We start from the raw sequence: 12,290 nt of genomic DNA, 5'->3' as shown, positions 1-12,290 counted from the left end.
AAATCAGCGTAGTAGAGCCCACTCAACCACTGCGTCTTGCTCAACAATCCAAAGACAATTGAGAGGCTAAGACTTTTGTCCCAGCCTCTTTTTATAATGGATTTTTCATCTAAGATGAGGATTCCAAAAAATCACCCAAGATTCAACTCTTGGGTGATTTTTTTCTTCAATTTTAATCATCAAAATGATATTTTTTCTACTTCATGTTAAAAGATCTTAAAAAATATCAAACAGCAATTTCACATTGAGGATGGTCAAGATAATGGAAACGATATAACCAAGGATGGTATTCCATTTGGCATTGGTAAATTCTCCCATCAGTGTTTTTTTTGAAGTAAGATAAATCAAGGGGAAGATTGAAAATGGAAGAGCGATAGAAAGAAAGACCTGTGAATAAACCAATAACTGATCCAAGGTTTTTTCTTGATGACCGAACAGAACCGCTACTATCATGACAGGCAGTAAGGCAAAGAGACGAGTCGCCAAACGAATAAACCATTGTGGCAATCTCATATGCAAGAAACCTTCCATAACGATTTGTCCAGTCAAAGTACCCGTGATAGTCGAATTCTGACCACTGGCTAATAGGGCCAAGGCAAACAAAGTTGATAAGGTTGAGCTAGCTATAGCTCCCGCAATGGTTGAATCCTGTAAGGCATTATACATTTGAGAGAAAGCAGAAATCTCAGATGCATGTCCGAAAAAGAGAGCCGCACCTAAGATCAAAAGAAGGGAGTTAACCACAAAGGCCAAGGATAACTGGAGATTAGAATCCCAAGTCATAAAACGAACGGCTTTTCGAACATCATTCTTGTCCTTATGATTGATTTTCCGAGTCTGAGACAAGGAAGAATGTAAATAGAGGTTATGGGGCATAACAGTCGCACCCACGATACCCAACGCCAAGGTTAATTGACTTTCATGCCCAGGCATAGGACTTTCAAATAAAGTTGCGTTTGGCAGATAACCTTCAACGATTCCTTGGAAGCTTGGATGTGACAAAGCTACTAGGTAAGTAAAGATTGCTAGAATGGTTAAAATGAGCGTGGTAACGATAGCTTCAATCTTCTTAAAGCCAAACTTCATAAGAAGCAATAAGAGAAAGACATCCAACACAGTCAAGAGGATTGCTATCATAATCGGAATCTTAAAGAGAAGATTGAGAGCAATCGCTGAACCTAGAACTTCTGCCAGATCTGTCGCCATCAAGGCTAATTCTAAAATCACCCATAGACTATAACGAAGCCATTTAGGTGAATGATGAGCCGTTGCTTGAGCCAGGTCCATCTGGGTTACAATACCAAGCTTTCCTGCCATCTGCTGAAGTTGCATGGCAATGAGAGATGAAATCAAGATAACAAACAAGAGACTATACTTATAGGAAGCACCACCGACTACACTGGTAATCCAGTTTCCTGGATCCATATAACCAACTGCGACAAGAGCACCCGGACCTAAAAAGGCCTTTAAATTTTGCCAGAAATGATTGTTATTTGGAGTATCGATAGATTGATTAATCTCAGAGAGTGACACTTTTTTATGAGAAGACATAGATACTTACCTCTTTCTAAACCTACTTTTTCATTATTTTCTATTAGAGAAAAATAAGATTGACTTTAAACTATTAAAACAATGAAAACTATATGAAAAACATTTAGTTTTTTCATTATTTTTCTTAAGGCACCTTAATTATAAAAAATATGATAAAAACTTAAGAAAATTCAACAAAATTTTAGGGAAAGTCAGAATAAGTCTACTCATTAACGATAATGATAAATCTATTGATAAACTTTGACATTTAATAGTGAACTGTAACTATTATTTCTAACTCGATTTCTCTATAAAAGAGGAAAAACCAGCGTCTTTTGACGCTGGATAAAAGCTACTTAGATCATTTAACAAGAAACTAAATTGCTTCTGTAACGAAGCTACGGCTTTCAAGTACCTTAAGCATAGCATCCGCTGTATCTAGGGCTGTAAAGAGTGGTACACCATGTTCGATAGCTGAACGGCGGATTTGTTCACCATCTTCATCAGCAGTTCGCTTGGTACCAACTGTGTTGATGATAGCTTGGATTTTCCCTTTACGAACATAGCTTGGGATATCATGTTCATCATCACCAATCTTACCAACGAGTTGAGCCTTCAAGCCATGACTTTCAAAGAAAGCTGCTGTTCCTTGAGTCGCAAGGATACCATAACCAATATTTTGGAAACGACGAGCCAAATCCAAAGCTTCTTCCTTGGCATCATCAGCGATAGTAAAGACAACATTTCCAAAGGTTGGCAAGTGAAGATAAGAAGCTTCAAAGGCCTTGTAGAGAGCTTTTTCAAGAGTCGTATCAGAACCCATAACTTCCCCTGTTGACTTCATTTCAGGACCGAGCAAGCTGTCTACTTTCGCGAGCTTAGTGAAGGAGAAAACTGGCGCTTTGATATGAACACGACTGCTTTCTGGGTAAAGTCCATCTTGGTAACCAAGTTCTTCAAGACTTTGACCAAGAATCAACTTAGTTGCAACCTGAGCCATCGGGATATTGGTTACTTTTGATAGGAATGGAACAGTACGGCTGGCACGTGGATTGACCTCAATAACGTAGACTTTTTCATCCTTGATGACAAACTGAATGTTCATCATACCAAGACAGTTAAGGCCGATTGCAAGACGTTTAGTATAGTCTGCGATGGTTTTTTGAACCTTTTGAGACAAGGTTTGTGGAGGATACACGGCCATTGAGTCACCTGAGTGGACACCAGCACGTTCGATATGCTCCATGATACCAGGGATAAGGACATTTTGTCCATCTGAGATAGCATCAACTTCACATTCTTGTCCAACGATATATGAGTCAACAAGAACTGGATGGTCTGGACTTGCCTTAACAGCAGTACGCATATAAGAGCGAAGGTCTTCTTCGTTTTCAACGATTTCCATGGCACGTCCACCCAAAACATATGAAGGACGAACAAGGACTGGGAAGCCAATTTTGCGAGCTGCAAGCACAGCTTCTTCTTCATTGGTTGCTGTTTGTCCAGGTGGCTGTGGAATATCCAAGTCTTTAAGGGCTTGCTCAAAGAGGTCACGATCTTCGGCACGGTCTAGGTCAGCAACCTGTGTCCCAAGGATGGTCACACCTGCTTTTGCTAAGGGCTCAGCAAGGTTGATAGCTGTTTGACCACCAAATTGAACGATAACGCCTTTTGGTTGTTCAAGATCAATGACATTCATGACATCTTCAAATGTCAATGGCTCAAAGTAAAGTTTGTCTGATACAGAGAAGTCTGTTGACACTGTCTCTGGGTTTGAATTCATGATGATGGCTTCGTAACCAGCAGCCTGGATTGCCTTAACAGAGTGTACGGTTGCATAGTCAAACTCCACACCTTGACCGATACGGATTGGACCAGAACCTAGGACTAGTACAGATTCCTTATCAGACTTGATGGATTCGTTTTCCCAACCATAAGTTGAATAGAAGTAAGGAGTTTCTGATTCAAATTCTGCCGCACAGGTATCAACCATCTTGTAAACTGGGACAATCTTGTTTTCCAAACGAAGCTGGCGAACTTGGTCAGCTGTCGTTTTCCATAGTTCAGCAATCTTACGGTCTGAAAATCCATTCAATTTTGCTATTTTCAAAACTTCAAGATCTTGTGGATGTGAGCCCAATTCTTGCTCAATTTCAAAGATATGCAAGAGTTTATCCAGATAGAAGATATCGATTTTTGTAAGCTCAGCAATTTCCTCAGGTGTATAACCACGACGAATGGCTTCTGATACGTAGAAGAGACGGTCATCTTGAGCCTTAACAACCTTTTCAATCAAGGCATCATCTGAAACATCTGCAAGCTCAGGCATTTCATTGTGGTGAACCCCAATTTCAAGTGAGCGACAAGCTTTAAGAAGTGACTCCTCGATGTTACGACCAATGGCCATAACTTCTCCAGTCGCCTTCATCTGAGTACCAAGACGGCGTTCACCCTTTTCAAACTTGTCAAATGGGAAGCGTGGAATTTTGGCAACAACGTAGTCAAGGGCTGGCTCAAACATGGCATAAGTTGAACCTGTAACTGGGTTGATGACCTCATCTAAGGTCAAACCGACTGCAATCTTAGCAGCCAATTTAGCGATTGGATAACCTGTCGCCTTGGAAGCAAGGGCTGACGAACGAGATACACGAGGATTTACTTCGATAACATAGTACTTGAAGCTGTGGGGATCAAGTGCTAGCTGAACATTACATCCACCTTCAATCTTGAGGGCACGAATAATGCTCAAGCTTGCATCACGAAGCATTTGATTTTCATAATCTGACATAGTTTGCGCTGGGGCAAATACGATGGAATCCCCTGTATGAATCCCGACTGGGTCAAAGTTTTCCATGTTACATACAACAAGGGCATTGTCAGCCGAGTCACGCATGACTTCGTATTCGATTTCCTTAAAACCAGCAATCGAACGCTCAATCAAACATTGGGTAACAGGTGACAACTTCAACCCATTTTCAGCGATTTCACGCAATTCTTCCTCATTGGCACACATACCACCACCAGTACCACCTAGGGTAAAGGCTGGACGGACGATCACTGGGTAGCCAATTGTCGCTGCAAAGGCAACTGCTTCCTCTACTGTGTTTACAATTTCTGATTCTGGAATCGGTTGATTCAATTCTTCCATCAATTGTTTAAAGAGATCGCGGTCTTCAGCTTGGTCGATGGCAGACAATTTAGTCCCGAGAAGTTCTACTCCCAATTCATCAAGAATGCCATTTTTAGACAATTCCATGGCCATGTTAAGCCCTGTTTGCCCACCAAGTGTTGGAAGCAAGGCATCTGGACGTTCTTTACGGAGAATACGAGTCACAAACTCAAGTGTAATCGGTTCGATATAAACCTTGTCTGCAATTTCCTTATCAGTCATGATAGTTGCAGGGTTTGAGTTTACTAAGACAACCTCATACCCTTCCTCTTTCAAAGACAAGCAAGCCTGAGTCCCAGCATAGTCAAACTCAGCAGCCTGACCAATAATAATCGGACCAGAACCAATCACCATAATTTTTTGAATATCAGTACGTTTAGGCATTTATAAGATATTAAGGGCGTCAAGCGGACAAAGCTAAAATAGGAGTTATGACGAAGAACTGTCAGTTCTAGGAATAACTATCTTTTTAGCACCGTCCGTAGCCCGTATTCAGTTCAGCAAATACGGCTCACCCTTCTCCTTTCTATTCGTCGCCTCACAGGGCGACATTAAATAAATTCTCCGACGATTTTTTAGAGAAACGATATCTTTCGATAAAAAATCTAGTGCAGGGAGTTTTTAGTTCGCCTGATAGCGACTAAAAGAAACGACCTGCCTTTCTATTCGGCAACTCTCGGGTTGCCATTAAATAAATTCTCCGACGATTTCACACTCGTCTTTAGTTTGTTTGTTTGAAGGCTTCCATCAGCTCGATGAACTCGTCAAATAGATAACTTGCATCGTGCGGACCTGGTGCAGCATCTGGGTGGAATTGCACAGAGAAACCTGGTTGGTATCTGTGACGTACACCTTCAACTGACTTGTCATTGATTTCTTCATGAGTAATCATCAAATGGTCTGGAAAATCTTCACGGCTCACTGCATATCCATGGTTTTGACTCGTGAAGTCCACGCGCCCTGTCGCAATTTCGCGTACAGCGTGGTTAAATCCACGGTGACCAAACTTCATCTTATAGGTCTTGGCACCATTTGCCATTGCAAAGAGCTGGTGCCCCATACAAATACCAAAGATTGGAATTTTCCCGAGGATACCACGAATCATTTCGAGTGCTTCTGGTACATCTTCTGGATTTCCCGGTCCATTTGACAACATAACTCCGTCTGGATTTAGGTGGAGGATTTCCTCTGCTGTTGTAGTATAAGGAACGACCGTTACATTACAATCTCTCTTAGACAACTCTCTTAAGATTGAATGCTTAAGACCAAAGTCTACAAGTACTACGCTCAAACCTACTCCTGGAGCTGGGTAAGCAGTTTTTGTAGAAACCTGTTTGATATTGTCAATTGGTAGAACAGTTGCTTGAAGCTGATCTGTGATGTGATCGATACTATCTCCCACATGTGTCAGAGTCGCTCTCATAGTCCCATGTTTGCGAATGATTTTTGTCAAAGCACGTGTATCAATACCTGAAATACCAGGGATTTTCTTAGACTTCAAAAATTCATCCAGTGTCATCTGGTTACGCCAGTTGCTGGCTCTACGAGCTTCTTCAAATACTACTACACCTTTACAAGTTGGACTGATAGACTCGTAGTCATCACGGTTAATCCCATAGTTCCCAACCAAGGGATAGGTAAAGGTTAGGATTTGCCCATTGTAGGACTGATCCGTAATGGATTCTTGGTAGCCAGTCATCCCGGTATTAAAGACAATTTCACCAGTTACATCGATATCAGCCCCAAAGGCTTTTCCTTCAAAAATTGTTCCATCTTCTAAAACTAGAAGTCGTTTAGTCATAAATTCACCTCTCGTGGACGCTCGCTGGCGTCTTTTAACGTTTTGTGTTCTATTTTGCGTTTCTATAAGTCAATACAGATTCTAAAATTGCCATTCTGACAAAGACACCATTGGTCATTTGTTGGACAATGCGTGATTTTGGTGCTTCAACAAGATGATCGGCAATTTCCACATCCCGATTCACAGGAGCCGGATGCATAATGATTGCTTCTTCTTTTAAGCGATTATAGCGTTCTTGGTTCAAGCCATGTTGAGCATGATACTCTTCTTTTAAGAAGACTGCTCCACTTTCGTGGCGTTCATGTTGAACTCGAAGCAACATCAGAACATCTACCTGGTCAACAATCTCGTCAATAGTTACAAACTGACCATAATCTGCAAACTCTTGACTTCTCCATTCCTCAGGCCCAGCAAAGTAGAGTTCTGCTCCTAAGCGTTTTAAGATTTGCATATTGGATTTAGCCACACGCGAATGGTCAAGGTCACCAGCAATGGCTACCTTGAGTCCCTCAAAGTGTCCAAATTCTTCATAAATCGTCATTAAATCAAGCAAGCTTTGACTTGGGTGTTGACCCGAACCATCCCCACCATTAATAATCGAAGTCGTAATCGTCGGACTATCGATCAACTCTCTGTAGTAATCTACCTCTGGATGTCGGATGACACAGACATCTACTCCCAAGGCTGACAAAGTCAAAATTGTATCGTAGAGTGTTTCACCCTTGTTGACTGAACTTGTTTTCACATCGAAGTCCAGTAGCTGAAGGCCCAGTTTAATCTCTGCTACTTCAAAAGATTTGTGGGTACGAGTCGAACTCTCAAAGAAGAGATTAGAGACGATGTATTGGTCCTCGTAAGACACTTTTGCTCCATTTTTAAACTCAATTCCTCGTTTAATCAATTTCATAACCTGATCTACAGTGAGATCTTCCATGGATACCACATGTTTCAATGCTTGTTGATTTTCTGACATGGCTACTCCTTTAGCTATTAAGCTTCTTCAGTAATCAAAACTCTATCTTGACCATCAAGTTCTGTCATCTCAACGATGATTTCTTCAGAACGACTAGTTGGAATATTTTTCCCAACGTAGTCTGGACGAATTGGCAATTCTCTATGTCCACGGTCAACCAGAACAGCTAAACTCACACGAGAAGGACGACCATGGCCGACAATGTTATCAATAGCAGCTCGGATTGTACGACCTGTATAAAGTACGTCATCCACCAAAATGACTTCGCGGTCTGTCACATCAACAGAAATTAAGGAAGTATCTTCACCACTTTTGACATCGTCACGGTAAGGTTTTGTGTCTAATTCTACAACGGGAACAGAGATATTTTCCAGTTGTTCCAAACGCTCTTGGATACGGTGAGCAATGAAGACACCACGTGTTTTTATCCCAGCCAATACAATCTTGTTTAAATCTTTATTTCGCTCGATAATCTCGTAGGTAATCCGAGTAATCGCTCGCTTGACGGTTAATTCGTCTACAACTTCTTTTGTCTTCATGACAAACCTCCAAAAAGAAAAGTCTCCTTAAACAAGGAGACTTGAGAATGTATCATTAAGCGAGCCATACTGGAAACAGCATAGACTTACCCTTCTACTTTATCGAGCTCCTTGCCTGCCTCACGGGACAGGTTTAAAGGAATATTTTATTGTCATTACTATATCACAAAGCCTAGTTCAAAGCAAGTAAAAACATTCAATGCTAAGCCTTATAATGAACTAAAATCGTATAACTGTGGATAGTGATCACATTCTGGATTTTTCGGATGACAAATAGCACGACCAAAGTAAATCATGGCCTGATGGGCTGCCAACCATTCTTCTGGTGGCAATACATCCATGACACGTTTTTCGACCTCAAGGGGTGTAGCTGATTTTTTTACAATATCGTGGTGTTTACAGATTCGCTCTACGTGAGTATCAACTGCAAAGGCCGGAATACCGAAGCCTACGCTCAAAACTACGTTGGCTGTTTTACGACCAACTCCTGCTAAACTCTCTAATTCTTCCCTAGTCCGAGGGACTTGACCATCAAAATCATCCAGTAGTTGCTGGGCACACTTCTTAAGGAACTTAGCTTTATTTCGATAAAGGCCAAGACGAGAAATATACGAGGCAATCTCACTCTCACTTGCATCTGCCATAGCTTGCGGGGTTGGAAAGGCCGCAAAAAGTCCTGGTGTAGCCTTGTTGACTGCCGCATCTGTCGTCTGAGCTGACAGCATAACAGCAACCAGAAGTTCAAAATGATTGCGAAAGTCTAGACTTGGTTTTGCATCTGGAAAAAGAGCGATGATTCCCTCAATGACATGACGGGCACGTTTCTTGGATAAAACCATCTATTCGTCTCCGTCAAACAGTCCTTGTAAACCTGCAAAAGGACTATTTTCTTCTTTCTTGACTGCCTGTTGAGCTTGATACTCTTCCTCAGACATGATTTGCCAGTCATTTCCAGAAACAAATCCCTGACCAGCTTCTTCCTCAGCTGTTAAGACCTTGATTGGAATATTGAGCAAGATATTGTCTGAAACACTTTCAGCCAGGTCAATTTCCCCATTTTCGATAGGCAAGACCAAATCATCATCTAGAACTTCTTGGTCCAGTTGATTGGTAGCACCTTCCATAAAGACTTCTGTTACTGGATAAGACTCTTTCAATTCTACCGGTTCCATGCTACGACTAGAAGCTAAAACGATTGTATAAGACAATTGATAGTCTAGGAAAAACATAAGGTCTTCGTACTGAACTTTTCCAATAGCGACAATATCTTTTACATCTAAAATTTCTTGATTACGGGCACGCAAGTCAGCTGCTAAGTCTAAAGTTTGCTCAAAGTGCAAACCTTCAGGCTGCTTACGAATTTCTTGAATATTTAATTTCATACTTCCTCCATAAAGATTTACTATCTTGATTATACCATGAAAATGCTAGAAGTAAGCCTTCCAAACTTTGAATTTAAAAGTCAGAGTTTTCCATTCCAAATGTCGGTGTTCTTCTATAATAGAAACAAAATTGGTAGATAGAAAATTTAAAAATAATTCGGAGAACTAGTAGGAATATGAACTTCCTAACTCTACTTTTAGCTATAAATAATTGAATTCCGATATTCAAAAGACTATAAAAAAGACAGGAATGATAAAGTAGAAAGGAGTATACTGTAACCAGCTCGGCAGTAAGGATAACAGTCACCCTTATACAGTGTGTCTTATACCCCTAGTTCCCTATCTAGCGAAAGGATTGTGTGGCATGAATAATAGTTTGGTCGATGGCACAACTTTCCTTATTTTCCTAATACTCCTTACCATTTCATTTTGGTTCAGCATCTGGAAATTAGAAAAACTGATTGCTGATTGACAATCGAAATTCAAATCCTTAAAAATCTATTGCTTCTAAGGGGTTAGTTCTGTTATGGATAGAGCTAAATCCTTTTTGTTTTATATGATTGATTTTTTGATATATTTATTATGACAATTTTATTTTTTGTGCTATACTATAGGCATCAATACATGAGCAAAGGAGGACGCTCATATGGAAGACAAAGTTCTTTTAGCTGAAGCCTATCAACTCGTTTCAGAATTAAATCAAGCTATACAAAACTGTAAACAAGGATTGCCTGATGATCTGCGCTTGCAGCAAATTATTGACCAGCTTCTCAATCAACTTAAAAAGGCTGAGAAACTAGATAACTCTATCTTAATTGACCTTGAGAAATTTTACCAACGTACCAGTCTCTTGATTGGACTTGGCACACTTAAATTTAATGAAGAAGCTCGCACTGCTTGGCGAAACTATGACAAGTTCCACTACGATCAAGTTAAGCACGTTTTAACACTCTATGGACCTGTTTTTGGTTTCTAGAAAGATTTGAATTTCTCATTTCTTTTGACAAAGTGTTCCAAAAGGTATAAAATAAACATAATAATTTTCGGAGGTAAGGGAGACATGAACAACTAAGTCTATCAAATAAAGAACCTTTATTTAGTAGATCTTGTTTCTGTCTCTTTTTGTGTGCTCTTTTTTCTGCTGCTTTTTCAGCCCTTTTAAAAGAGAATTTTTTGACATAGACAATTGGCTCTACTAGGTAAAGTAGAGCTTTTTGTTATGTAATATAGACATTCTAGAAAGGGCAACAAAATGATAAAAATCAATCATCTAACCATCACACAAAACAAAGATCTACGAGATCTTGTATCTGACCTAACCATGACTATCCAAGACGGAGAAAAGGTCGCTATTATCGGCGAAGAAGGAAATGGAAAATCAACCTTACTTAAAACTTTAATGGGAGAAAGATTAGAGGATTTCACTATCAGGGGCGACATTCAATCTGACCTTCAGTCCTTGGCCTACATTCCCCAACATCTCCCTGAAGAATTGAAGAAAAAATCTCTACAGGACTACTTCTTTTTAGAGTCTGCTGATTTGGACTTCAGCATTCTCTATCGCTTGGCTGAGGAATTGCATTTTGATAGCGACCGTTTTGCTAGCAACCAAGAAATTGGGAGTCTCTCGGGGGGCGAAGCTTTGAAAATTCAGCTCATCCATGAGTTAGCAAAACCTTTTGAGATTCTATTTTTAGATGAACCTTCAAATGACCTAGACCTTGAGACGGTTGATTGGCTAAAAGGTCAGATTCAAAAGACCAGGCAAACTGTTATTTTCATTTCCCATGATGAAGACTTCCTCTCTCAAACGGCAGATACTATTGTCCACTTGCGACTGGTCAAGCATCGAAAGGAAGCTGAAACCCTAGTCGAGCATTTAGACTATGATCGCTATAGCGAGCAGAGAAAGGCTAATTTTGCCAGACAAAGTCAGCAAGCTGCTAACGACCAGAGAGCCTATGACAAAACCATGGAGAAGCATCGTCGCGTCAAGCAAAATGTAGAAACTGCACTTCGAGCTACCAAAGACAGTACTGCCGGTCGCCTATTGGCTAAAAAGATGAAAAATGTTCTCTCTCAAGAAAAACGCTACGAAAAAGCAGCTCAGTCCCTGACCCAAAAGCCACTTGAAGAGGAACACATCCAACTCTTCTTTTCAGATATAGAGCCATTAGCAGCTTCTAAAGTCTTACTTCGACTGGAAAATGAAAATTTGTCCATTGGTGAGCGTGTTTTAGCTCAAGGGCTACAATTAACTGTCCGTGGTCAAGAAAAAATCGGTATCATCGGGCCTAATGGTATTGGAAAATCGACTCTGTTAGGCAAGTTGCAGCAACTACTAAGCGACAAAAGAGAGATTTCGCTTGGATTTATGCCACAAGATTACCAAGAAACATTGAATTTGGATCTATCTCCAGTAGAATTTCTTAGCCAAACTGGACACAAAGAGGAATTACAGAAAATCCAATCTCACTTAGCTAGTCTCAACTTCAGCTATCCAGAGATGCACCACCATATCCGCTCATTATCGGGCGGTCAACAAGGTAAACTCCTTCTTTTGAATTTAGTGCTGCGAAAACCAAACTTTCTCCTTCTGGATGAACCCACACGAAATTTTTCTCCAACTTCTCAACCAGAAATCAGAAAACTCTTTGCCAATTATCCCGGTGGTCTGGTTACTGTTTCGCATGATCGACGTTTCTTAAAAGAAGTCTGTACGAATATCTATCGTTTGACAGAACATGGTTTGGAAGTCGTTGATTTACAGGATTTATAAATGTAGAAAATCTCAAAAGAGGCTGGGACAAAAGTCCTGGCCTCTCAATTGTCTTTGGATTATCGAGCAAGACGCAGTGGTTGAGTGGGCTCTACTACGCTGATTTCATCAGCTTTT

The 12,290-nt window shown here is 40.5% G+C and carries 9 protein-coding genes; 2 read left to right on the top strand and 7 right to left on the bottom strand.

The window, feature by feature from the left end:
* Window positions 1-216 precede the first annotated feature (216 nt).
* From ADM33_RS00045 to ADM33_RS00015, 7 genes are all read right to left on the bottom strand, one after another.
* Window positions 217-1,551 carry an Nramp family divalent metal transporter gene (locus ADM33_RS00045; protein WP_049502649.1) on the bottom strand — a complete coding sequence of 445 codons (1,335 nt, stop codon included), beginning with the start codon at window positions 1,549-1,551 and terminating at the stop codon, window positions 217-219.
* Window positions 1,552-1,906: 355 nt separating this feature from the next.
* A complete protein-coding gene (gene carB, locus ADM33_RS00040) occupies window positions 1,907-5,083 on the bottom strand; it encodes a carbamoyl-phosphate synthase large subunit (RefSeq protein WP_049502648.1) in 3,177 nt (1,058 codons plus the stop codon).
* 337 nt (window positions 5,084-5,420) lie between these two features.
* On the bottom strand, window positions 5,421-6,500 hold the full coding sequence (locus ADM33_RS00035; protein ID WP_049502647.1) for a carbamoyl phosphate synthase small subunit: 1,080 nt from the start codon (window positions 6,498-6,500) through the stop codon (window positions 5,421-5,423).
* 49 nt (window positions 6,501-6,549) lie between these two features.
* Window positions 6,550-7,473, bottom strand: coding sequence for an aspartate carbamoyltransferase catalytic subunit (locus ADM33_RS00030; protein WP_049502646.1), 924 nt, complete (start codon window positions 7,471-7,473; stop codon window positions 6,550-6,552).
* 17 nt (window positions 7,474-7,490) lie between these two features.
* The gene (gene pyrR / locus ADM33_RS00025; protein WP_049502645.1) at window positions 7,491-8,012 is read right to left on the bottom strand and encodes a bifunctional pyr operon transcriptional regulator/uracil phosphoribosyltransferase PyrR; all 522 of its coding nucleotides are present in this window, start codon (window positions 8,010-8,012) and stop codon (window positions 7,491-7,493) included.
* Window positions 8,013-8,221: 209 nt separating this feature from the next.
* A complete protein-coding gene (gene nth / locus ADM33_RS00020) occupies window positions 8,222-8,851 on the bottom strand; it encodes an endonuclease III (protein ID WP_049502644.1) in 630 nt (209 codons plus the stop codon).
* Window positions 8,852-9,394: a YceD family protein gene (locus tag ADM33_RS00015; protein ID WP_049502643.1), complete on the bottom strand. Its 543-nt coding sequence runs from the start codon at window positions 9,392-9,394 to the stop codon at window positions 8,852-8,854.
* Between the two features lie 646 nt (window positions 9,395-10,040).
* On the opposite strand from ADM33_RS00015, the gene ADM33_RS00010 reads away from it, so the two are divergent.
* Both ADM33_RS00010 and ADM33_RS00005 read left to right on the top strand, forming a co-directional pair.
* Complete coding sequence (locus tag ADM33_RS00010) at window positions 10,041-10,370, top strand: hypothetical protein (RefSeq protein ID WP_049502642.1); 330 nt, start codon at window positions 10,041-10,043, stop codon at window positions 10,368-10,370.
* A 276-nt stretch (window positions 10,371-10,646) separates the two neighbouring features.
* Window positions 10,647-12,173 (top strand): ATP-binding cassette domain-containing protein, encoded by a 1,527-nt coding sequence (locus ADM33_RS00005; protein ID WP_049502641.1) that lies wholly within the window; start codon window positions 10,647-10,649, stop codon window positions 12,171-12,173.
* Window positions 12,174-12,290 lie beyond the last annotated feature (117 nt).

The organism is Streptococcus oralis, assembly GCF_001075875.1.
Lineage (GTDB): Bacteria > Bacillota > Bacilli > Lactobacillales > Streptococcaceae > Streptococcus > Streptococcus oralis_I.
This window is presented reverse-complemented; position numbering and strand designations above follow the sequence as displayed.

What these genes read in the sequence shown, in the direction of transcription:
- ADM33_RS00045 (WP_049502649.1), bottom strand. Translation starts at nt 1,551, where the DNA reads ATGTCTTCTCATAAAAAAGTGTCACTCTCTGAGATTAATCAATCTATC.
- carB (WP_049502648.1), bottom strand. Translation starts at nt 5,083, where the DNA reads ATGCCTAAACGTACTGATATTCAAAAAATTATGGTGATTGGTTCTGGT.
- ADM33_RS00035 (WP_049502647.1), bottom strand. Translation starts at nt 6,500, where the DNA reads ATGACTAAACGACTTCTAGTTTTAGAAGATGGAACAATTTTTGAAGGA.
- ADM33_RS00030 (WP_049502646.1), bottom strand. Translation starts at nt 7,473, where the DNA reads ATGTCAGAAAATCAACAAGCATTGAAACATGTGGTATCCATGGAAGAT.
- pyrR (WP_049502645.1), bottom strand. Translation starts at nt 8,012, where the DNA reads ATGAAGACAAAAGAAGTTGTAGACGAATTAACCGTCAAGCGAGCGATT.
- nth (WP_049502644.1), bottom strand. Translation starts at nt 8,851, where the DNA reads ATGGTTTTATCCAAGAAACGTGCCCGTCATGTCATTGAGGGAATCATC.
- ADM33_RS00015 (WP_049502643.1), bottom strand. Translation starts at nt 9,394, where the DNA reads ATGAAATTAAATATTCAAGAAATTCGTAAGCAGCCTGAAGGTTTGCAC.
- ADM33_RS00010 (WP_049502642.1), top strand. Translation starts at nt 10,041, where the DNA reads ATGGAAGACAAAGTTCTTTTAGCTGAAGCCTATCAACTCGTTTCAGAA.
- ADM33_RS00005 (WP_049502641.1), top strand. Translation starts at nt 10,647, where the DNA reads ATGATAAAAATCAATCATCTAACCATCACACAAAACAAAGATCTACGA.